The organism is Maribacter spongiicola, from assembly GCF_004364165.1.
GTDB classification, from domain to species: domain Bacteria; phylum Bacteroidota; class Bacteroidia; order Flavobacteriales; family Flavobacteriaceae; genus Maribacter; species Maribacter spongiicola.
Genome location: NZ_SOAY01000010.1, coordinates 929,037 through 952,594, shown reverse-complemented (window position 1 = coordinate 952,594; position 23,558 = coordinate 929,037). Strand labels below are relative to the sequence as shown.

16 protein-coding genes are annotated in these 23,558 nt (G+C 35.6%); 1 reads left to right on the top strand and 15 read right to left on the bottom strand.

What is annotated here, in order from left to right; translation table 11 throughout:
- Positions 1-4: 4 nt before the first annotated feature.
- The 7 genes from queG to ruvB all read right to left on the bottom strand — a co-directional run bounded on the left by queG (position 5) and on the right by ruvB (position 9,806).
- Positions 5-925 (bottom strand): tRNA epoxyqueuosine(34) reductase QueG, encoded by a 921-nt coding sequence (gene queG / locus CLV90_RS04555; protein WP_133687018.1) that lies wholly within the window; start codon positions 923-925, stop codon positions 5-7.
- A 168-nt stretch (positions 926-1,093) separates the two neighbouring features.
- A complete protein-coding gene (locus tag CLV90_RS04550; protein WP_133686312.1) occupies positions 1,094-1,912 on the bottom strand; it encodes a sulfite exporter TauE/SafE family protein in 819 nt (272 codons plus the stop codon).
- A gap of 21 nt (positions 1,913-1,933) precedes the next feature.
- Entirely contained in the window at positions 1,934-2,347 is a 414-nt protein-coding gene (locus tag CLV90_RS04545; protein ID WP_133686311.1) for a DsrE family protein, read from the bottom strand.
- A gap of 22 nt (positions 2,348-2,369) precedes the next feature.
- Positions 2,370-3,050 carry a Tat (twin-arginine translocation) pathway signal sequence containing protein gene (locus CLV90_RS04540; protein ID WP_133686310.1) on the bottom strand — a complete coding sequence of 227 codons (681 nt, stop codon included), beginning with the start codon at positions 3,048-3,050 and terminating at the stop codon, positions 2,370-2,372.
- A 219-nt stretch (positions 3,051-3,269) separates the two neighbouring features.
- Positions 3,270-4,103 (bottom strand): c-type cytochrome, encoded by an 834-nt coding sequence (locus tag CLV90_RS04535; RefSeq protein ID WP_243835260.1) that lies wholly within the window; start codon positions 4,101-4,103, stop codon positions 3,270-3,272.
- A gap of 194 nt (positions 4,104-4,297) precedes the next feature.
- A complete protein-coding gene (locus CLV90_RS04530; RefSeq protein ID WP_208295092.1) occupies positions 4,298-8,389 on the bottom strand; it encodes a hybrid sensor histidine kinase/response regulator transcription factor in 4,092 nt (1,363 codons plus the stop codon).
- A gap of 394 nt (positions 8,390-8,783) precedes the next feature.
- The gene (ruvB, locus tag CLV90_RS04525; RefSeq protein ID WP_133686308.1) at positions 8,784-9,806 is read right to left on the bottom strand and encodes a Holliday junction branch migration DNA helicase RuvB; all 1,023 of its coding nucleotides are present in this window, start codon (positions 9,804-9,806) and stop codon (positions 8,784-8,786) included.
- Between the two features lie 130 nt (positions 9,807-9,936).
- On the opposite strand from ruvB, the gene CLV90_RS04520 reads away from it, so the two are divergent.
- The gene (locus tag CLV90_RS04520) at positions 9,937-12,201 is read left to right on the top strand and encodes an acyl-CoA dehydrogenase family protein (RefSeq protein ID WP_133686307.1); all 2,265 of its coding nucleotides are present in this window, start codon (positions 9,937-9,939) and stop codon (positions 12,199-12,201) included.
- On the opposite strand, the gene CLV90_RS04515 is transcribed toward CLV90_RS04520, so the two are convergent.
- The 8 genes from CLV90_RS04515 to CLV90_RS04480 all read right to left on the bottom strand — a co-directional run bounded on the left by CLV90_RS04515 (position 12,198) and on the right by CLV90_RS04480 (position 23,530).
- The gene (locus CLV90_RS04515) at positions 12,198-13,025 is read right to left on the bottom strand and encodes a GIN domain-containing protein (RefSeq protein WP_133686306.1); all 828 of its coding nucleotides are present in this window, start codon (positions 13,023-13,025) and stop codon (positions 12,198-12,200) included. The genes CLV90_RS04520 and CLV90_RS04515 overlap by 4 nt on opposite strands.
- Before the next feature lie 133 nt (positions 13,026-13,158).
- On the bottom strand, positions 13,159-14,988 hold the full coding sequence (locus tag CLV90_RS04510) for a cytochrome c oxidase subunit I (RefSeq protein ID WP_133686305.1): 1,830 nt from the start codon (positions 14,986-14,988) through the stop codon (positions 13,159-13,161).
- A 59-nt stretch (positions 14,989-15,047) separates the two neighbouring features.
- Complete coding sequence (locus CLV90_RS04505) at positions 15,048-16,151, bottom strand: cytochrome c oxidase subunit II (RefSeq protein WP_133686304.1); 1,104 nt, start codon at positions 16,149-16,151, stop codon at positions 15,048-15,050.
- A gap of 32 nt (positions 16,152-16,183) precedes the next feature.
- Positions 16,184-17,518 (bottom strand): quinol:cytochrome C oxidoreductase, encoded by a 1,335-nt coding sequence (locus tag CLV90_RS04500; protein ID WP_133686303.1) that lies wholly within the window; start codon positions 17,516-17,518, stop codon positions 16,184-16,186.
- A 15-nt stretch (positions 17,519-17,533) separates the two neighbouring features.
- Positions 17,534-18,094, bottom strand: coding sequence for a c-type cytochrome (locus CLV90_RS04495; RefSeq protein ID WP_133686302.1), 561 nt, complete (start codon positions 18,092-18,094; stop codon positions 17,534-17,536).
- Between the two features lie 2 nt (positions 18,095-18,096).
- A complete protein-coding gene (locus CLV90_RS04490) occupies positions 18,097-18,627 on the bottom strand; it encodes a DUF3341 domain-containing protein (RefSeq protein ID WP_133686301.1) in 531 nt (176 codons plus the stop codon).
- A gap of 2 nt (positions 18,628-18,629) precedes the next feature.
- On the bottom strand, positions 18,630-20,375 hold the full coding sequence (gene nrfD, locus CLV90_RS04485; protein WP_133686300.1) for an NrfD/PsrC family molybdoenzyme membrane anchor subunit: 1,746 nt from the start codon (positions 20,373-20,375) through the stop codon (positions 18,630-18,632).
- A 32-nt stretch (positions 20,376-20,407) separates the two neighbouring features.
- A complete protein-coding gene (locus CLV90_RS04480) occupies positions 20,408-23,530 on the bottom strand; it encodes a TAT-variant-translocated molybdopterin oxidoreductase (RefSeq protein ID WP_133686299.1) in 3,123 nt (1,040 codons plus the stop codon).
- Between the last annotated feature and the right edge of the window lie 28 nt (positions 23,531-23,558).

Below are 23,558 nucleotides of genomic sequence, written 5' to 3'. Positions count from 1 at the left end.
TCAATTATTTCAGAAATTTAATATTTCTTACTAGTCCGTCGAACTTAGTACGCTTTACAGCAGATTTCTTGAACACTTTTTGAAAGACATCTACCGTTATTTCTTCCCAGTCTTTTTTGGTCATGCTGAGCAAGTCTGGGTCTGGATTGAACAAGGGTTCATTATGAGGTTTCGAAAAGCGATTCCAAGGGCACACATCTTGGCAAACATCACAGCCGAACATCCAATCATCAAAAGAACCTTTCAACTCATTGGGGAGTTCATTTTTCAACTCAATTGTAAAATAAGAAATGCATTTACTACCATCAACCACGTACGGATCAACAATTGCCTGAGTTGGGCAGGCATCTATACAAGCGGTACAAGTACCACAATGATCAGTTACTGCATGGTCATATTCAAGTTCTAAATCAACTATTAACTCAGCTATAAAGTAAAAAGAGCCCACTTGTTGTGTCAGTAGATTACTGTTTTTACCAATCCATCCTAAGCCACTTTTTGCAGCCCATGCCTTATCTAAAACCGGGGCAGAATCTACAAAAGCACGACCATCGACTTCGCCAATTTCTTCGGTAATAAATTCTTGTAACTGTCTTAGTTTTGCTTTAATGATATGATGATAATCTTGTCCGTAGGCGTATTTAGAAATCTTGTAAGAATCATCTGTTTGAGTTTCCTCCGGATAATAATTTAATAGCAGAGAAATTACCGATTTTGAACCTTCGACCAATAATCTCGGGTCTAATCTTTTATCGAAATGATTCGCCATATAGCTCATTTCGCCATTCATATTATTATTCAACCACTTTTCTAAACGAGGAGCTTCTACCTCTAAAAAATCTGCTTTGGATATACCGCATGATAAAAAACCGAGGCGTTTGGCTTCGGTTTTTATAAGGTCGCTATTCTTTTGTTTTAAGTTCAGGGTCAAATAATTTAAAACTAAATTACGATTATCATTCTAATTCAATTTATCATTGTTATATTAATTATAGTAACCCACTATACCTACATAAATACGGAGAAAAACATCCTTTTACACAGTTTACAATTATTTCATCTTTCATCAAACTTAAATAAATCATAATTGATTTCAAATAAACTCTGTTTCGCCAAAAAATAATTCTTTAACCATTATACATAAAACAATACATATTAAGAACCAACCAAAATATTTCTTCAACTTTTCGCCCTTTACAAATGTTGAGAAATAGCTTCCTAAGAGAATACCTAAAACAGAAACCAACGTAAAGCCAAATAGAAAAGACCAGTTAATTTCAACATTGAGAATATCACCCAAGAAACCAATGAGGGACTTTAAAGCTATAATGAACATTGAAGTGACCACTGCATTTTTCATTGGTAGTCGCAAACAGATTACAAGTGATGGAACTATAAGAAAACCACCACCTATACCGATAACACCTGTTAAAACACCTATCAGCACCCCTGCTATTATCATTATTGGATAGTTATAATACAACTGATCAAAAGGGTTATGATAGACCTTATTATTATGTATCATAGAATAACCAGATACCAACATCAAAATAGCCAGTAAAAATAGTATCGCAAAATGTTGTGTTACAACATAACCGAAAAGACTAAATAGTTCCTCTGGAATAATAGGAATGAGAAATTTACGAACCAGAAACACTGAAATAAAAGTTGGAATACCAAAAAATATAACAATCCTAAAATTTACAAGTTTCTTCTTTAAATTACCTAAAGCCCCTATTGTAGCCGAAGTGCCAACAACAAACAAAGAGTAAGCTGTGGTCGTTACCGGACCAATGTGGAAAAAATAAGTAAATATGGGAATTGCCATTAATGAACCTCCACTACCAATCAGTCCCAAAACTACCCCTATAGCCAACGCACCAAAATATCCTAATATTTGGGTAATTTCCACTTCTGTTAATGATTTTGTTTTTTACTTACCTTCTTTTATATAGCCCCAGCCTTGCTTTTGCTTAGAAATAATTTCATATATACCATCAGGAACTGTTCCTACGCCCGGTATTAAATCTTTCTCCGTTTTTTTATTTCGCTTCATCGTGTTTTGACAAACCACGATAGACACATTATCGTTGTTAATGATTTCGCGAAGAGTTTCACCTGCAACTGACGAATTTTTATCCACCATTGAATAAGCACTACTATAAACAACCAACTCAAATTCTGAAGTTGGATATGATTCAGACATCAATCTTAAATGCCGCGCTGTAGAGCGTTGTACATCGGGACTTCCACTAGTAAGGTCAAACACAGCTTTAATAGGTTCCTTTTGGGAAAATAAGCTTAAAGACAGGAAAAAAAATGCTATAATTATTATTATATTTCTCATGTTATTATATTTTTTTTATTAATTAATTTCCGGCAAAAATATAGCCACATCCGTTCTGCTGCGCTCTACCCAAAGCCCAGACACCAGATGGAACAATCTGTATTTCTGCGTGAACCGCATCTACCCATTCTTGATATACCTTCTTAGCATCCAAACCCATTTTTTCTGCGACAGCACCACTGTAAACTGATAGTGCCAAATTACAGACACAGAACATGGCACCACGCTCTTGCATTTCTTTAATACCTTGAATTACTGGCATTGGAAAATCACCGTTTTGAGGCTCATAATAAGGATTACGCAAAGCAGCAGCATTGGTAGTATTATCATTTACCCCGAATACTTCACCTAACTTATATTTTTTCCACACTTCTGATTTCAATGCAAAAGGAATAGCATTATGGCGCAATACTGTCATGGCCGTTATATCATCATCTTTTGATCCCGTTTCATTATTACTTAGATAAAAAGCCCAATTCCAAATAATTGGAAATCCGTCATGAGGCGTAGACCCATCATAAACAATGCGATGGGTACCCTTAATCTTATTGAACCAATCATCCGCTTCCGCCATTTTTTTATCATCGTAATTTGGCATTGCTGCATATACTGGTCCGGTAATTAATGACAAGGTACTTGCAGTGGTCCCCATTAGCACCGCACCCATAAACTTTCTTCTAGAACTCTCGTTTTGTGTTTTCATACTTACTTATTTAGATTTAACTATATTGTATTCACTTTTGTAATATTCCATTATCGGTAAAAAAGGTCCTATTTGATGCTGCCGTATTGAAAATGTATCGGCATACGGGGGGTATGGAGTTGATACCGGCTTTTTTTTGAGATCGGGAAAATCTCTTTCGCGATTTTTTTTGGATGGTCTATCTTGCACATTGATATATCCGGCAACGTCATAAGCCTCTTAATCGGTCAAAATTGGATTCTCGTAGGTAGCGCCATATGGCATGTTTGCTTTAATAAATCTTGCTGCCGTAATTACTCTGGTCATACCTGCTCCATTATTATAAGAATCCTTACCCCAAAGCGGTGGGTATTGATATCCATACCCAACTTTCGCTTTTAAGCCTTGACCATTTTCAGCATGACATAAAACACATTTTACCTTAAAAACCGCTTTACCTTGTTTAATATCAACCGCCCTGTCGGGAATATCTATTTTCACAAATCCTTGTCCTGAAATTTTTCCATCTACAGGGGCATACCTGCTAAGCCAACTCATATAAGCCAATAACCCCTTCATTTCTTTACTTTCTTTAGGCATAGGTTTTCCGTTCAAACTGCGCTCCATGCATCCATTTATACGCTCTTCTATTGTACCTATTTTATTCTCCCTTCCCCTATATTGAGGAAAACGATTTATTATTCCAACTAGTGGAGCGGCGTATGATTTTGTACCCGACCAGAGATGACAATTATTACAAGACAATTTATTTCCTGCATACACACTGCCTTTACCTTTGCTACCATTTCCGATATACTTGGATGTGTTTTGAAAAAAATCATAACCAAATCGTATCAAGTCATTATCTTTTGAATCATCCAATTGAGAAATATCATAACTCATATCGTAATCTTTGCTCAATGAATTTTCAACTCTTTTTTCAATTGTTGGCTTATCTAAACAACTACAGAGAAGAAAAATAGAAATGAAGCTCAGACTGAAAAAAAGCTTCAAATAGAATGGAGTCTGTACTTGTGCCGAACCGCTAAGTTTAGAATTAACAATATCTATCATCTAGTTTTATTTAACTGCCATATTGCCCTAAGGGATAATAATTACTTCTGGATACATGCAATTTTAAAACATGAAGTAGTGAAGGGCTTTCAGTATACCAGCAAAGTCTGGTAGTATTTATGAAAAGAGAATTTAGTATAGCACTATTTGTGCATAAGAAAAGTTTAAACTAAACGTAAAGCACTTATTATCAATTATTTATTAATTGCGCTTGGTGCATAACCAAATTCATTCTTAAAAGCGCGGCTAAACCAAGAAGGATCATTGAAACCTACGCTATATGCAATTTCCGAAACAGTCATATCAGAATCGTAAAGCATTTCCTTTGCTCTATTCAAACGGACCGAGCGTATAAAGACCGCAGTAGATTTATCAGTGATAGTTTTTAGTTTTCTATACGTTTGAGATTCGCTCAATTCCAATTTAAATGCCAATTGTTTTGGACCGAAGTTAGAATTAGCCATCTCTTGTTGTATAATTTCAATAACTTTTTGAAGGAATTGAACTCTTGGGTTCTTAGTTTGAGTTTTTAAAAAAACAGCTAAACCATCGCTTTCAAACTTATTGACCATTTTCTTACGTTGTGCAATAAGTTGATCTAACCTTATAAACAACTCAGCTTTTTCAAAAGGCTTTACCAAATATGCATCAGCACCATGTGATAGACCTACAATACGGTCTTTTTGAGTAGACTTCGCCGTTAACATTATAATTGGTATATGATCTGTACGCTTATCTGATTTTAAAGTTTTACAAACTTCATAACCATCCATTACCGGCATCATGACATCGCAAATTATTATGTCTGGAATTTCACTTAGAGCTTTCTCAACACCAATCTTACCATTATCTGCACAAACTGTTTGATATTTGGTTTCAAGCGAATTCTTCAAAAAATAAACTACATCTACATTATCTTCTATAATCAATGCAATTGGCAAATTACTTTCTTTAAGATATTGTGGCTTTGCATCTTCTTTTAACCCATCGATTTCAAATACCGGCATTTCAATATCTTTAAATGCTAAGTCCTGTCTTTTAGCTGTGGTGAATATGGGCAAATAAACAGTAAATTCCGTTCCTTTACCCAATTCACTTTTCACTGTAATGTTTCCACCCATCAACTCTATAAAATTTTTGGTTAACGACAGCCCTATACCAGTGCCTTCACTCGACCTAATAATGGATGCATCTGCTTGATAAAATCTATTAAAAATATGAGGTAGGTCATCTTTTGAAATACCCATACCATTATCTTTAACTTTTATCAGAAATTGACTAGAGCCATTTTTCGCAGTACTGTTAAGATGTACAATTATTTTATCCCCGTCACCTAAAAATTTGATTGCATTTGATAACAGATTATAAATAATGGTCTGTAATTTGTTTTCATCTACATCCATTATTAAGCTGTCTACTTCTGAGTATACTACTAAATTGACTTTTTTTTCATAGGCATACGATTGAAAACTTTCACAGATGTATTTAATAAATGAGATTACATCGGTTTTCACGAGTTGCAATTCTATATTTCCGCTTTCCAACTTAGCAAGCTCTAGCATTTCATTAACTAAATGCAATAGGCTTTTGCCATTACGCGCAATTATCTCAAGAGGTTTATTTATCCTTACAAATTCTTTTTCACCAAGATTTTCCTTTATAGTTTCGGCCATACCCAATATTACTGTCAAAGGAGTTCTAAACTCATGCGTTATATTCGTATAAAGACTATTCTTTAGTTGGTCTATTTCTTTAAGCCTGTTACTTTCAGCAAATGCCAACTTTCTTGAAACCTGAAACTTATAGAAAAAATATGCTAATACTACCACTAAAATGACGTATAGCATGTAAGCCCACCAGGTTGACCACCATGGAGGAATTACATGCAACTTCATTTTAAGAGGCTCTTGATCCCATTCTACACCCCTTGAAAAACCATTTACCAGCAACGTATGATTACCCGATGGAAGATTCAAAAATTGAATCTCCGGATCTTTAAGCATATTCCATTCTTTATTATTGGGCAATAACTTATACCCATATTCAATCTGTTTGTTTAAACGGAAATCAACAGAAGAAAACTGAAGATAAAATGGGAATTGATTATTATTGAATTTTAACTCTTTAGTCTTTAACAATGATTCCTTTAGGGCACTATTCGGTGAGCTGTTTGCTTTTATTACTTGATCCTTAATCCGAAATTCAGAAAAATAAAGTGGTTGTGGTGCATCAATACTGGTTAAATCTCGAGGATGAAAATAGGTGAGACCATCAATACCGCCCAAATAAATAAATCCCTGATCATCCCTAAATCTAGCATGAATATCAAACTCGTTACTCTGAATACCGTCTTGAACCCCATATTGTTTAAACTGGTTGCTTCTTGGGTTAAAATTAACAATGCCAGCAGTAGTACCCAGCCAAAGATTTCCATCAAGGTCATCTTGTACTCCATAGATTATGGCACTTGTAAATTGATTTTGCTCTGTCCACGATTTAAATTTACCATCTTGTTGCCACAAATTTAAACCATAACGTGTTGCTACCCATTTATTGTCTTCGTCATCTACCAAAATATCGTAAACAGAATTATGGGATAACGAATTCTCTAAATCATCATTTCGTGCATAATTTGTAAAAACGGGGTTAGAATAGTTTTTTAAACTCAATTTAGTAAGACCACCCTGAGAACCTATCCAAATGTTCCCTATTTTATCAATGGTAATACATTGTGCAAAATCATTAATGAGAGAATTTGAATTACCTTTCTCATTCTTGTATCTATAAATCTTTTCATTTCCATTTGAATCCATCTTCAAACTAAAAATTCCATGACCAAATGTAGCTCCCCAAACTATACCAGATGAATCGAGTGCGATTCCTTTAAGAAAATCATTACTAATAGTGTTGGAGTTTCTCTTTACATGTCTAAATATTTTAAACTTAGGATTTTCAATGTCAAAAGTCTTTAAATCTATCATACTAAGCCCTCGAGTTGTGGCTATCCAGATTCGCTGATTCGCCTCATCCTTACAAATTTCTCGAATTACATTACCCGAAATACTGAAAGGGTCGTTTTGATTTTCTTGAAAATAATATACATTATCTTCCCGAATAAGGTTCAATCCCCCATCAGAAGTACCAACCCACAGGTCTTTTCCATCCTTTAAAATTGAAAATATCACATTATCATTTAATACTTGTGAGCCCCTCTTATTTTTGGAAATGTTTTTAAAATAAGGACTTTTAAAATCTAGGAGATTCAAATTGTTTGCTGTACCTACTAGTATTTGATTTTCTGAATTTTTCAGCAATGACTGAACAGTATTATTACTTAATCCGTCAGTTTCATTTTCTGAATATTGAATGTTTTGAACTACTTCAAGTGCATATACATCAAACAAAAATAAACCTGACCCAGTACCAACCCAAACAGTAGAATCGTCAGCTTTCAAAAAAGTTACAACATGTCTAGTAGGGCTTCCACCATATTTATTCAAATTGATCTTTTGGAGCTGTTTTGAATTAGTATCGTACAAGAACATACCGATTTCAGTACCAATAAATAATTTTTCGTTACTTCTAAAAAATGCTTGTACATCACCTTCCACACTTATATCAGATGAAATAGCTGATGAAGCACCGGTGTTTAAATCAAATTTATAAACAGTCCCATTATACCCTCCCACCCATAAATTATGTCTGTTATCGAAATAGAGTCCACTTAAAGATGTATTCTTGAGAAAATTCTCTTGGATAAAATTCTCACCATCAGAAGTAATTTTATATAGTCCTGATTTACGAGTAGTTATCCAAACATTACTTTTATGGTCTACAACCATATCCAGAATTGTCTCGTTAGGCACAAGGTTCTCTAAGTCTATTGAACGAAAAACATCTAATTCATAGTCATAAAGATTCAATCCATTACCAAGTGTCCCCACCCAAATATTACCAGATTTATCGTCCAGCAAACTAGTTACATGATTTCCAGAAATGGAAGCATCGTCAGATTCGTCGTATTTATAAGTTTTAAACTTCTTTCCATCAAATCTATTGAGTCCATCTTGAGTTCCAATCCATACAAATCCCAAACTATCTTTTAACAATTCGTTTATCGTGACTTGTGAAATACCTTCTTTTAAGGAATAATATTTTATACGTACATCATCTTGTCCAAAAAGAAAAGAAAGTTGAAATAAAAGCGTACTTATTAAAGAAATACACCTTACCGATAATGGATAAAAGAAAAAATCGAGAATTTTAAATTCAACACTCCAACCCATAATTGCTTCTTTAAAATAATGAAGAAAAAGCATCGGGGTTTGCTAGAATATGCGCAATAAACTTCGCAAATGCATAGAACAATTTACTAAAAGATAACTAGCGAAGAAAACTTATTATAAAAATTAAACTATTAACAATTTAGGAGGATATTTTTATAAAATGTATTTATAGAAACCCAAACTTTGAAAACTCTTTTATAAATTGTAAGCAGAACCATTAATATTTAATAGTTTCAAGTACTCAATTTAACATTAAAAATTCATATTAAGTCATTTTCCTATACAAGGCTCTTACCTCTTTAAATATCCGCTTTAGATATACCACATGATAAAAAACCGAGGCGTTTGGCTTCGGTTTTAATACTATTTGTCCAATTATGTTTTATATCAATACTCAAAATAAGCCAGGTTGAATTCCTCCTTTTATCCTGCCAAGGTGTTTATACGCCAATTCGGTTACTTCACGACCACGAGGAGTTCTCATAATAAACCCTTGCTGAATTAAAAAGGGTTCATACACTTCTTCAATAGTTTCTGCACTTTCAGATACAGCCGTTGCCAAAGTGGTAATACCCACAGGTCCGCCTTTAAACTTATCGATTATAGTAGTCAGAATTTTGTTATCCATTTCATCTAGCCCATGTGCATCTACGTTTAATGCCTTTAAGCTGAATTTTGAAATTTCCATATCAATTGACCCATTGCCTTTTATTTCTGCGAAATCACGTACTCTTCTCAACAACGCATTACATATTCTAGGTGTACCTCTACTTCTACCGGCAATTTCTATGGCTGCATCTTGAGAAATAGGTACACGTAAAATTTCTGCACTACGTTCAACAATAGTCGAAAGTAATTCTGTAGAATAATATTGCAACCTACTTTGAATACCAAATCGAGCACGCATAGGCGCAGTCAATAATCCAGAACGGGTGGTGGCACCAATCAAAGTAAACGGATTCAAATTAATCTGCACAGATCTGGCATTTGGTCCAGATTCTATCATAATATCAATCTTATAATCTTCCATCGCAGAATACAAGTATTCTTCTACAATTGGGCTTAATCGGTGAATTTCATCTATAAACAAAACATCACGCTCGTCTAAGTTGGTTAAGAGCCCAGCTAAATCGCCAGGTTTATCCAAAACAGGTCCAGAAGTAATCTTAATCCCTACACCCAACTCATTCGCAAGAATGTTTGCCAACGTGGTCTTACCCAAACCTGGCGGGCCATGAAACAATGTATGATCCAATGCCTCGCCTCTTCTATTTGCAGCTTCTACAAAAACCTTAAGGTTTTCAAGCACCTGTTCTTGACCCGTAAAATCGTCAAAATTTATGGGTCTTAATGCTCTTTCAATGTCTAGTTCCTCATTAGAGAAACCATCAGCTGATGGGTCTAAATACTCGTTCATACACTAACAAAGATAGACAAACACAAGATAACTTGACAGCTAACATATTAGGTAATTAAATTTATCTACCTACTAAAATGAAGCATTAAAATCTCATGAGTATTATAACTAAAATTTGTAATTTCATAGCATGGCAAAAGAAAATTACACTGCACAGGTTCTACAATATATTCCGGTCTTTTATATTATATGGTCAGATGATCTACTGTCGGCATCAGAAATAAATGTTGTTGAGAATGCCGTTTCTGACGATACCACCTTATCGAATGATGATAAAAAACAACTTAAAGGGTGGATGAATGTCAAAAATCCGCCAAAGAACGAGTTGTTTAAGTCTTGGAAACAATTGATCATTAATAGCAATGTAAAGTTGGTAGAGCATGAAACATATCCGCTTACGGCATTCAGTCAAAAAGTAGCATCGTTTTATCACAATGATATCCTATTTAATGATCAAATTAAAAAGGTTGAAATAAACTTAGGTATTCAACCCAATCATTACAATCATTTATTTGAGGTTCATATCGATTTAGAAAAAAAAATTTCACAATATTCGCCACAAGCTATAGACTCTATTTTAAAAGGTGAACATGCTAAAGTTATAGATTCTTTCAGGGCAGTTTTAAACGACCCAATTTTTTCATGGGAAGTTAGGCGTAATAAAGAAGAATTTCGCAATCATGTTTTAAAACAAGTAGAATATCTAGCGGATAAAGGTTACGGCGCAATGGCTTACCCAAACGACTATGGCGGTACTAATGACATGGAGGGTTATGCAACAATTTTCGAAAATATGATGTGGGCAGACGGGAGTTTAGCTATAAAATTTGGTGTGCAATTTGGGTTGTTCGGAGGAAGTATTCAAAAACTAGGTACAAAAAAACACCATGACCACTATTTATCCGCCACAGGAAAAGCAGAACTATTAGGATGCTTTGCCATGACAGAAACCGGACATGGTTCTAATGTTCGCGGAATAAAAACTACAGCAACCTACAACAAGCAAACTGAAACTATTGTCATACATACCCCAGGAAAAAATGACAATAAAGAATATATTGGTAATGCTATACATTCTAAAATGGCGTCTGTTTTTGCACAGCTTATTATTAATGGAAAAAACGAAGGAGTTCATGCAATTCTTGTGCCACTTAGAAATGAACAACACGAACTATTACCGGGTATAACTGTTGAAGATAACGGTTATAAACTCGGACTGAACGGAGTTGATAATGGCAAGATATGGTTTAATCAAGTTGAGGTGCCTAAAGAAAATTTACTGAATAAATATGGTACTATTTTAGGTAACGGAGAATACTATTCAGAAATTAAAAATCCAAATAAACGATTCTTTACCATGCTGGGTACTCTAGTAGGTGGTAGAATATGTGTTGCGAGAGCAGGTTTAGGCGGGGCGAAATTTGCCTTAGCAGTAGCTATCAAACATGCTTTAAAAAGAAGACAATTCAATGATAGTATTAAAATACAGGAAGACCTGTTAATGGATTATCCGTCACATCAATTACGTTTAACTCCGCTGGTTGCAAGTGCATACGTTTATCATGTAACATTAGATAAAATGATGGCGCTTTATTGCGAGGAATCTCAACCAGACAAAAGACAGATAGAAACACAAGTTGCCGGTTTAAAATCTATTATTACATGGTATGCCAACGATACTATTCAAGAATGCCGTGAAGCCTGTGGTGGGAAAGGTTACCTGTTAGAAAACAGAATAGCAGACCTAAAAGGTGATGTAGATATATTCACCACATTTGAAGGTGACAACAATGTATTATTACAACTTGCCGCTAAAGGCGTACTGTCAGATTTTAAAGCTGAATTCAATAGTGCAGGCTTTTCCACCGTACTAAAACTGTTAAGCTCTCAATTAAGCGATAAGCTTTCTGCCATAAATCCATTATACACGAATAAAACAGATAAAGACCATTTATATAACCCCAAGTTTCACGTTCATGCTTTTGAGCACAGAACGAGAAGACTTACCTATACCATCGCTATGCGAATTAGAGGGTATATTAAAAAGGGAATTCCGTCTTATCAAGCATTTTTAAAGGTGCAGACTCATTTAATGACACTTGGCAAGTCTTACAGCGCAGAGTTAGCCTATAAGTCTTTTATAGACCATACAAACACAATTACAGACCCCAGGTATAAAGCATTATTTGAAAAACTCGGTACTTTATATGCACTTCAAGAAATAAGAAAAGATGCTTCCTGGTATTTAGAGCAGGGCTACATTAATGGAACAAAGTCAAAAGCGATACGACAACGAGTAGAGCGACTATGCACAGAACTAAGACCACATTTAGATAGCCTAGTCGATGGCTTCGGTATACCCGACCACTTATTGACAGCACCTATAGCAAATTAGTTACGTTCTTTATCTAATCGCGAAGTATCTAGAAAATCTAGAATTGTAATCTGTGGCTCACCATATAGCTTAGTTCTGGTACCACCCTTAGAACTTAGTTGTAATGTATTTAACGCTCTAACTTCTACATCTGGCGTATCTTCGGTAACTAACAAAACATCGTTAGCTTGAAGATCAGATGCCTTTAGAGAACTATTACCATATAGTTTTGCCATTAAAAAATCGGCTGTACCTTCCATTTTAGCAGATGCATTTTTATACATATAAATACTATTGCTAGCTCCCGTGGAATATAATTTTACATCTATTCTATCTTTCAACGTAATATTTAAAGAGTCACTCGCTAAATTGAAATCACCTGAACTTATTTCTTCCATAGTAATATCCATAATGTCAGCAGTAGCGTTTAATTCTAATCTAGATGTACCTAAAGTTTGCACACTTAGCCGATCAGTAGAAATGACGTCTTTCATACTAATTTTACCATTAAGCATTTTAATACTACTTAGTTCTTGAAAGAAAATGGTGATTTCTAGTTTTTTCTTCGATGTGATATTATAAAATGAAGAAATTTTTAAAACACCATCATCAACTTTAAATTTTAGAACATCTATTAGATTATCATCCAACTCTAAGGCATAGCCATCGGTAGTTGATTTTTGAATTATAATATCTAGGTCATCAACCAGTTCAATTGCACTAAAAGGCTCTAAATCTTCGCGCACTTCAACTACGTTTTTATTACCCTTAATTTTGGGTTTACGTTGAGAATATGCACTAGATGATATGGTTAGTACAATAATGAGTAGGACGAACTTTTTCATAATCTAAACTTCTATTTAAAATTGAAGGTATTTAAATTTATGTAATAATAAAAAAACTTAGCAATATCTTAAGAAGATTACAAAAGAAAAGCCCAACTATTACTAGTTGGGCTGTTATATAAGATTTGACCTCTTAATGGCTCATTTCTTCTTCATTTTCCTGTAAGGGTATATGTTGAGGAATATAATCTTGACCTGGAATGTAATACTCTCCATTCTCATCAACTTTACTATAGTCATAAGACCATCTATGAACTTCAGGAATAGCACCTGCCCAGTTACCATGTATATGCTTTTGTTCAGCTGTCCATTCTAAGGTATTAGATTTCCAAGGGTTAACAGGACCTACCTTACCATAGAATACACTATAGATAAAGTTTGCAACGAAGATTAATTGCGCAGCACCTGCTATAATTGCAAATACGGTCATTAATACTTGTATATCGGTAAGCTCGTCAAACATTGGAAAAGCAGTATTTTCATAATATCTTCTTGGTACACCTGCCATACCAACAAAATGCATAGGGAAGAATACACCATAAGCACAAACCGCAGTTACCCAAAAGTGGACATAACCTAAGTTCTTATTCAATAACTTTCCTTCGAACATTACAGGAAACCAGTGATAGACACCTGCAAATAAACCATATAATGCCGAGATACCCATTACTAAATGGAAGTGAGCAATTACAAAATAGGTATCATGCACGTTTATATCTAAAGTACTATCACCTAATATAATTCCTGTTAAACCACCTGTAATAAAAGTGGAAACAAAACCAATAGAAAAAAGCATCGCAGGATTTAACTGAAGATTACCTTTCCAGAGGGTTGTTATCCAGTTAAAAGCCTTTACCGCTGAAGGTATCGCAATTAACAAGGTTGTAAATGTAAATACAGAACCTAAAAATGGATTCATCCCTGAAATAAACATGTGGTGACCCCAAACAATCGTTGAAAGAAAAGCAATTGCGAGTATGGAAGCAATCATAGCACGGTAACCAAAAATTGGTTTACGTGCACTAGTAGCCATAATCTCAGATACTAATCCCATGGCTGGTAAAATCACGATATAAACTTCAGGATGTCCTAAGAACCAAAACAAATGTTCATATAAAACCGGAGAACCACCTTGATAATGTAATACCTCACCTTGAATAAATATATCAGAAAGGAAGAAAGAAGTACCAAAACTTCTATCCATGATCAATAATAATGCTGCAGATAATAAAACCGGGAACGATATAACACCAATGATAGCCGTTACAAAGAAAGCCCATATTGTTAATGGCAATCTTGTCATAGACATTCCTTTAGTTCTTAAGTTAATAACAGTTACGATATAGTTCAGAGACCCCAAAAGAGATGAAGCAATAAATATTGCCATTGAACTTAACCATAAAGTCATACCTAAACCAGAACCTGGTTGTGCCATTGGAAGTGCACTTAATGGAGGATAAATCGTCCAACCAGCTGCTGCCGGACCTGCTTCTACGAATAATGATGTAATCATAATTAAAGAAGCTAACGCAAATAACCAAAAGGAAACCATGTTCAAGAATCCTGATGCCATATCACGAGCACCAATCTGTAATGGAATCAATAAATTACTAAACGTACCACTTAAACCAGCAGTAAGAACAAAGAATACCATAATGGTACCGTGCATAGTTACTAATGCCAAATAAACATCGGCATCCATAACCCCACCTGGTGCCCATTTTCCCAAAAGAGTTTCAAATATTGGAAAAGCCTCACCTGGCCAAGCCAATTGCATTCTAAACAATAAAGACATTGCAATACCGATGAATCCCATAACCAAAACACCTAAAATAAAGTATTGTTTTCCGATCATTTTATGATCTTGGCTAAAGATGTACTTCGTTACAAAAGTTTCTTTATGATGATGTCCATGATCGTCGTGTGCATGATCATCTACATGTGCATGTGCTGTTGCTGACATAATCGTAATCTGTTTTTATTAATTTTCCTATTATAGCTTTGTCTAATTGAGAATAAAAATTATTCTCCTATCGAAACCGCATCTACAGTATTAAATGCAGGGCTAGTCTCATCTTTCATTACCGTTTCGGCAAATGTAGATTGGCCTTTCATCCATTCATTATACTCTTCTTCAGTTTCAACAATAATCTTCATTTGCATATTGTAATGAGATTTACCACAAATCTTATTGCAAAGTAAGACATAATCAAATTCCCAAGGGTCAATAGCCTCTCCAGTACGTACAGCTTTTTCTGCTCGTATCTTATTCGTTCTTTTTACCTTGTCTACTACATCTTCATTCATTCTCATTTCCTCAGTTGTGTATATAGGAGTAAATGAAAACTCAGTAATCATACCTGGCACACAGTTCATCTGTGCTCTAAAGTGTGGCATATAAGCCGAGTGCAATACATCTTGAGAACGCATTTTAAAGTTTACTTTTCTACCAACCGGCAAATGTAATTCTTTAACAATAACATCATCATGTGCATATGTATCAGCTTCGTCTAAACCTAATACATTTGCTTTATCAATATCAATCATTCTAACGTTAGCACCTCCTAAAACATTATCTCCACCACCGTATCTAGCAGTCCAGTTAAATTGTTGTGCATAAAGTTCTACAATTAAAGGATCATCTTCATCATTGACATCCATAATTGTTGTCCATGTATATAAGCCCCATAAAATTAATCCAGCTAAAACAATTACAGGAATGATAGTCCAAATAAACTCTAAACGGTCATTATCAGCATAAAACAAAGCTTTCTGACCTTTTTTACCGGAATACTTATAACCAAAGTAGTGTAATAAAGCCTGTGTCAAGGTCTGTACAATAAATATGATAACCATTGATACCAACATCAAACTATCATACTCCTCACCATGTGCAGATCCAGCTTCAGGTAATAAAAATTTACCGTACTTCCAGAAACTGAAAATTGTAATTGCGTATATGAATACCAAGAAAGCGAATAACATGTATCCGTTATTCTTATTATCGCTATCCGATGCTATTTGGTGCTGTTCAGTTTTAAGCTGAGATAATTCAAATATTTTAGTCAATTGCCAAATGGCAATGGCTACAAGAACAAGTACAGCTAAAGTTAATAATGTCGTCATTGTATATATAAATGTTATACTTTACTTAATTACTAGTAATGAAAGTGTCTACTTTCTTCAATAAAAGGATTTCTTTTTGGTTGTAGCGGTTGTGTTGAAATCGCTCTGAAAATCCAAAATATAAATAAGCCTGCAAAAAACAATACAGCACCTATTTCAGGAATACCAATAAACCAATTCTCACCAACCGTAGAAGGCATAATTGCATTAAAGATATCCATATAGTGACCTGCAAGAATTACAATACCTGTTAAAATTACGAACCAGTTGATTCTCTTGTAGTCACTATTCATTAATAATAGAACTGGAAACAAGAAGTTCATAGCCACCATACCAAAGAAAGGCAATCTATAATCTGCAATTCTAGTTACGTAATACGTTACCTCTTCTGGTATATTAGAATACCAAATTAACATAAACTGAGAGAACCATAGGTATGTCCAAAAGATACTGATACCGAACATGAATTTAGCTAAATCATGAATATGGCTATTGTTAACATCTGGCAAATGACCTTTAGATTTCAAATAGATAGTTACCATTGCAATAACAGTAATACCCGAAACGAACATACTAGCAAAAATATACCATCCAAACAATGTACTAAACCAGTGTGGCTCTACACTCATAATCCAATCCCAAGACATGATAGATTCAGAAATCAAATAGAATACTAAGAAGCCTGCAGAAACTCTAAAGTTAAGTTTAAAATTAGAGTCATCATCAGAAGCATCTTGAGCTATGGATAATTTTCTAGAATACTCTCTATATCCAATCCATCCTGCTAAAAATATAGCCGCTCTTATTAAAAAGAACGTAGGGTTTAAATATCCCGCTTTACCTTGAAGTAATGCATCATGTGCCACCACTGTTTCATCCATCCAAATGAACAAGTGATTCATATGAAGTACCGAAAGAAGTAATATTACAAATACTATAATTCCACCAGGAACCAAGTAAGCCGTAATCCCCTCCATTACTCTGAACAACAATGGAGACCAACCTGCCTGTGCAGCACGTTGTATAGCGTAAAACGCTAATACCCCTAATGATATCATAAAAAAGAAGAAGGCCGCAACGTACAATGCCGCCCAAGGTCTATTCTTTAATTGATCTAACAAATGCTGATCATGAGAAGAATCGTGTTCTTCTCCATGTGCTTCAGCAACAGCATGATTATTTTCTTTAGTTGCATGTTCAGCTTCAGCTGCATGGGCATCACCATGACCTCCGTCATGACTTGCTACCATTTCTTTTGCCTCTGCTATAGTTCCAGGAGCCATAACAAATCCACCAATAATTCCTAATAATCCAACAATCATTAGAACAATGGAAGCTATTTTAAGTCTATTTGAAAACGTATACATAGTATTGTTTACCTATTATTTGGTTAAATCTTGTTTCAGTTTCATTACATATTCAGATACTTGCCACATCTCTTCTGTATTCATTTGAGATGCATAAGACCCCATGGAATTCAAGCCGTAATGGATAGTATAATATGTAGAGCCTACAGTCACGTTTCTTACTGGGTCAGCGTAACTAGGAACTCCTAATATCTTTTCCCTTTTTACAAGTGTACCCTGACCATCACCTTTATCACCGTGACAGATTGCACAATAGATAGTATATAACTGTCCACCTTGTGCCATGTTCTTTTCAACATTAATTGAATCTAAAGGACTGAATTGTAATCTTGACAATTCTTTACCCTCTGGTGAATTCTCGATTTCATAAGGTAACCATCCTCTATTAATAGTATTCGCTGGTGGTAACATAGCCTCTGATTGATTTGGCAAAAAGTCTGCCTCACCATAAGTTTCATAACCAACAGACTCATACATATTAGGCATGTACTGATAGTTACGAGAACCTTTACTCTGACATGAAGTCACTACGATTGCTAAACCGAATAGTATTGCTAATTTCTTAAAACTGTTCATATTTAATGACTGTTTTTTTCTGAAACATTAATTTCCACTGCACCAGTATCGATTAATAAATCTCTTAATTCTTGCTCGTTGTCATGGATTTCGATCTCCATTAAAAAATGATCATCCGTGGTTCTTACATCTGGATTCTCTGCTTCTTTAAATGGCCACAATCTACTTCTAAGGTAAAAAGTAATAACCATTAAGTGAGCTGCGAAGAAAACCGTTAATTCGAACATAATTGGCACAAATGCAGGCATGTTCTCTAGGTAACTAAAGCTTGGCTTACCACCAATATCTTGCGGCCAATCTTCTATCATGATATAATTCATCATAAGAGTTGCCACAGTAATACCTACACAACCATATAAAAATGCTGTTATAGCTAATCTTGTTGGAGCTAACCCCATTGCTTTGTCTAACCCGTGTACAGGAAAAGGACAAAATACCTCTTCAATATGAAACTTTGCTGCTCTGACCCTTTTAACGGCAAGCATTAGCACATCATCATCATCGTAAAAAGCGTGTATAACTTTAGATGCCATATTTATCTTTTGTTATTTAATAAAATTGCTGCTTGTCCTGCCCAGTCATCACGTTGTGCTCTTCCTGGAAAAGAACCGGTAATAGAATCTAACAAGTTGTATTCACTCTCCGTCATTCTAGCAACTTGAGCAAAAGTGTAAATCCCTATTTCATTTAAAGTAGCTTCCATCTGAGGACCGATACCTTTTACTTTCTTCAAATTATCTGCTGCTTGTGTAGTTGAATCAAAAGTACCCACTGCACTTAACAAATCTGACACTCCTACTTTATCTCCTACTGTAGGAACTACTTCACCCATTAAAACATCATCGGTAATCGGTTCTCTAACTTCTGCCTTTAGCTTTGTTATTTGATACATAGGTTTACCAGAATCTCTTAATGTCTTATACTTCTCACCTGAGGACTTCAAGATAGACTTTACTTCTGCCTGAGCAATTACAGGAAATGTTCTAGCATATAGTAAGAACAACACAAAGAAGAAACCTATAGTACCAATAAAGATACCGATATCTACAAATGTTGGCGAGAACATTGTCCAAGATGATGGAAGGTAATCTCTATGTAAAGAGGTTACGATAATCACGAATCTTTCGAACCACATTCCTATGTTTACAACGATAGAAATAAAGAAAGAGAACATGATACTAGTTCTTAATTTTTTAAACCACATAAACTGTGGAGAGAATACATTACAAGTCATCATTGACCAATATGCCCACCAGTAAGGTCCAGTTGCTCTGTTCAAGAATGCATATTGCTCATATTCAACACCAGAATACCAAGCCATGAACAATTCTGTTATATAAGCACAACCTACAATAGAACCTGTAAGCATGATTACGATGTTCATTAACTCAATATGCTGTACAGTGATATAGTTCTCTAAATGACACACCTTTCTCATTATAATCAATAATGTGTTCACCATCGCGAAACCAGAGAAGATAGCCCCTGCTACGAAATAAGGTGGAAAGATAGTTGTATGCCAACCTGGAATTACGGAAGTAGCAAAGTCAAAAGATACAATGGTGTGTACAGATAATACCAATGGTGTTGCAAGACCTGCAAGTACCAAAGACACCTCTTCAAATCGTTGCCAATCTTTAGCACGACCACTCCAACCAAAACTTAATAAACTATATATTTTCTTTTGAAAAGGCAACACAGCTCTATCACGAATCATTGCAAAATCGGGAAGCAAACCTGTCCACCAGAATACTAATGAAACGGATAAATATGTTGATATCGCAAATACATCCCATAGAAGCGGAGAGTTAAAATTTACCCACAAAGAACCGAATTGATTTGGAATTGGAAGTACCCAGTAGGCTAGCCAAGGACGACCCATGTGAATAATCGGGAACAAACCTGCTTGAACTACAGAGAAAATTGTCATTGCCTCTGCAGAACGGTTAATTGCCATTCTCCATTTTTGACGGAACAATAATAATACCGCCGAAATCAATGTACCGGCGTGACCGATACCTACCCACCAAACAAAGTTGGTAATATCCCAAGCCCAGTTAACAGTTTTGTTAAGACCCCAAGTACCGATACCGGTTGAGACCGTATAAATAATACAACCTACTCCCCAAAGAAATGCCACTAAGGCAATGGAAAAAACTATCCACCAGTGCTTGTTTGCTCTGCCTTCTACTGGAGCGGCAATATCCACAGTTACATCGTGGTAGCCTTTATTTCCAATAACTAGGGGTTTACGTATAGGTGCTTCGTAATGCGACGCCATAGACTTTTGTTATAATTACTTTCTTCTATTGTTTATGCTTCGTTGGTGTTTCTAACCTTAACGTGATAGAAAACATTTGGTTGAGTACCTACATGCTCCAATAAATGGTACATACGGTCACTCGATTTTAATTCTGCTACTTTACTCTTCTCATCATTAATATCCCCAAATACAATGGCTCCATTACTACATGCAGAAGAACAAGCTGTTTGGAATTCTCCATCAACAATAACACGCCCATCTCTTTTAGCATCAAGAATAGTTTTTTGTGTTTTTTGAATACACATAGAACATTTCTCGATAACACCTCTAGAACGAACATTTACATCTGGGTTCAATACCATTTTACCCAAATCGTTATTCATATGGAAATCGAACTCATCATTGTTATTATACAAGAACCAGTTAAATCTACGTACTTTATACGGACAGTTGTTTGCACAATATCTTGTACCTACACATCTGTTGTAAGCCATTTGATTCTGACCTTGTCTACCGTGTGATGTTGCCGCTACAGGACAAACAGTTTCACATGGTGCATGGTTACAGTGTTGACACATTACAGGTTGAAAAGCAACTTGAGGATTTGCTGAAGGATCTTCTAACTCCCCAAAACCGCCTAGTGAACCAGCATCACCAAATAAGCCATCAAAACCATCTTTCTTCTCGTTGTCACCTTCAAAAGTTTCTTCCGAAGAATAGTATCTATCGATACGCAACCAATGCATATCTCTTGATTTTCTTACTTCGGCCTTACCAACAACTGGTACGTTATTTTCAGCATGACAAGCGATAACACATGAACCACAACCGGTACAAGCATTTAAGTCGATTGACATATTAAAGTGATGCCCAATGGTACGATCAAAGCTATCCCATAAATCAACGGATGTTGCAGGAACCTCTTGGTGATCTAAAGAAACCACAGGAACCTCGTTCCACTCAGCATGATTTTTAGTATTGAATATCTCTAAGGTAGTTTCCTTAATGATATCTCCTCTACCCATTAGGGTTTTATGTAATTGAATACAAGCAAACTCATGGTTACCTGCAACTTTTTCTATACTTACAGATTGATTAGCATTAAAACCATCATACAACGTAAAGGCGTTAACCCCAGTTTGCATATCTTCTTTCAATCCAACTTTCTTACCGTAACCAAAAGAAAGACCTACAGTACCTTTTGCCTGACCTGGCTGAACAACAACCGGAACTTGCTCAATACTTACTCCATTTACCGTAAGCTTCACATAGTTACCGTCCATACCGCCATTTGCGACATTTACATTTTCCACACCTAGCTCAACAGCATCGGCCTTAGAAATAGTAACATAGTTATCCCAAGATACTCTTGTAATTGGATCAGGGAATTCTTGCAACCAAGGGTTACTTGCTTGCTGACCATCACCCATACCAACTTTTGAATACAAAGTAAGTTCCATTCCATCACTAGTGGTATTTGCCAAACTACGAACAGCCGAAGCCATTGAAGTATTTGATACAACTTCAGTAGGCTCCACTACTGATGCCACTATATTCTGTGCAGCACCCTCGGCGTCAACCACCATAGTGTCAGCACTGAAAACACCGTCTTGTAATGCTTGGTTCCAACTAGCTCCATTTAAAACAGAGTTTGACCAAGTATCTTTAATATAATCATAATACGTTTGCTCGCTTCCTAGTAATTCCAAAACTACTGTTTGAAACTGCTTTGTATCAAATAATTCTTTAATAGTAGGTTGCATCAAACTATAATGACCCTTTTTAATATGAATATCTCCCCATGATTCCAAATAGTGGTTTGTTGCACCCACATACTGCACAACCTCGGTAGTTTCATTCCAGTTTGTAGAGAAAGCTACCGAAAGGTCAACTTTTTCCAAACCTTCTTTGAAGTCCGCAGCATTCGGCAAAGAATAAACAGGATTTACACCGTCCATCAACAAAGCACCAACTCTACCAGCCTTCATATCGGCAATAAGAGCATTAACCGCCTTTACATTACCTTTTCTAATATACTTAGGAGCCGCAACATCGTAAGCCTTACTAGACAGCATTTCATTAATTGCCAAAACAACTGTTTGAGCATTAACATCGTCCAAACCAGTCACAACGACTGCACTTGAACCTGCCTTCTTTATTTCTGTAGCTATGGCATCAACCAAAGCATCATACTCAGAAGTGTTACCACCTACTGAAGTACCGTTTAGTTTTCCATATAATTTAGCCAAAACAACCTTTTGAGCACTTGGCTTCATAGCCACACGCTTATCTGCATTTGCACCGGTTAAAGACATATTCGCCTCTAATTGTACGTGTCTAGACATTTTACCATTCTTAGGCACACGACCTCTAGAATATCCTGCATCATAACCACCACCTTGCCAGTCGGCAATAAAATCAGCACCAAAAGATACTATCAGACCTGCTTTCTCAAAATCGTAATCAGCAAAAGCACGTTCACCATATTTATTTTCAAATGCAGTTAAAGCAGCATCTTCAGAAATAGCATCATAAGTTACATGAACGACATTCTCGTTGGCAGCAACAAGGTCAGCCATTAAACGATCTGTTGACGGACTAGCATATGTTTGCGTAAGAATAGCTATTTTTTTAGCCGAACCCTTCAGTGCGCCCATTTTAGCTTTTACCGCTGCATTCAACACATCCCACTCTACAGGCTCACCATTAGCCAATGGTCCCTGCAATCTTGTACTATCATATAACGAAAGAACAGAACCTTGCACTCTTGCATTTGCCGAACCACCAGTTTTAGCCAAGGTATTATTCTCAACTTTAATAGGACGACCTTCACGTGTTTTGATCAAGATACTTGCAAAATCAAATCCGTTAGCAATAGTTGTTGCGTAATAATTTGCAACACCAGGCACTATATTTTCTGGCAATACCACATAAGGAATCGATTTTACAACCGGACCTTCACATGCTGCCAATGAAGCTGCTGCGGTACTAAACCCTACATACTTCAAGAAATCTCTACGATTTGTACTTGTATTAGACAAAGTTTCCTTGTCACCCAAGAAATCATCCACAGGAATCTGCTCTACAAATTCGTTCTGCTTTAGCGTCTCAACAATGGAATCGTTAGGATTTAACTCCGCCTCGTTCTTCCAATATTTTTTGTTTGATGCCATACGTATTATCTGTAATTAGCTTCTTTAA

Excerpts from the sequence above, each read along its gene's own strand:
- CLV90_RS04505 (WP_133686304.1), bottom strand. The coding sequence starts at position 16,151 with ATGACGACATTATTAACTTTAGCTGTACTTGTTCTTGTAGCCATTGCC.
- nrfD (WP_133686300.1), bottom strand. The coding sequence starts at position 20,375 with ATGGCGTCGCATTACGAAGCACCTATACGTAAACCCCTAGTTATTGGA.
- CLV90_RS04515 (WP_133686306.1), bottom strand. The coding sequence starts at position 13,025 with ATGAAAAAGTTCGTCCTACTCATTATTGTACTAACCATATCATCTAGT.
- CLV90_RS04495 (WP_133686302.1), bottom strand. The coding sequence starts at position 18,094 with ATGAACAGTTTTAAGAAATTAGCAATACTATTCGGTTTAGCAATCGTA.
- CLV90_RS04530 (WP_208295092.1), bottom strand. The coding sequence starts at position 8,389 with ATGGGTTGGAGTGTTGAATTTAAAATTCTCGATTTTTTCTTTTATCCA.
- CLV90_RS04510 (WP_133686305.1), bottom strand. The coding sequence starts at position 14,988 with ATGTCAGCAACAGCACATGCACATGTAGATGATCATGCACACGACGAT.
- CLV90_RS04540 (WP_133686310.1), bottom strand. The coding sequence starts at position 3,050 with ATGAAAACACAAAACGAGAGTTCTAGAAGAAAGTTTATGGGTGCGGTG.
- CLV90_RS04500 (WP_133686303.1), bottom strand. The coding sequence starts at position 17,518 with ATGTATACGTTTTCAAATAGACTTAAAATAGCTTCCATTGTTCTAATG.
- CLV90_RS04520 (WP_133686307.1), top strand. The coding sequence starts at position 9,937 with ATGGCAAAAGAAAATTACACTGCACAGGTTCTACAATATATTCCGGTC.
- CLV90_RS04480 (WP_133686299.1), bottom strand. The coding sequence starts at position 23,530 with ATGGCATCAAACAAAAAATATTGGAAGAACGAGGCGGAGTTAAATCCT.
- CLV90_RS04490 (WP_133686301.1), bottom strand. The coding sequence starts at position 18,627 with ATGGCATCTAAAGTTATACACGCTTTTTACGATGATGATGATGTGCTA.
- ruvB (WP_133686308.1), bottom strand. The coding sequence starts at position 9,806 with ATGAACGAGTATTTAGACCCATCAGCTGATGGTTTCTCTAATGAGGAA.
- CLV90_RS04535 (WP_243835260.1), bottom strand. The coding sequence starts at position 4,103 with ATGATAGATATTGTTAATTCTAAACTTAGCGGTTCGGCACAAGTACAG.
- CLV90_RS04545 (WP_133686311.1), bottom strand. The coding sequence starts at position 2,347 with ATGAGAAATATAATAATAATTATAGCATTTTTTTTCCTGTCTTTAAGC.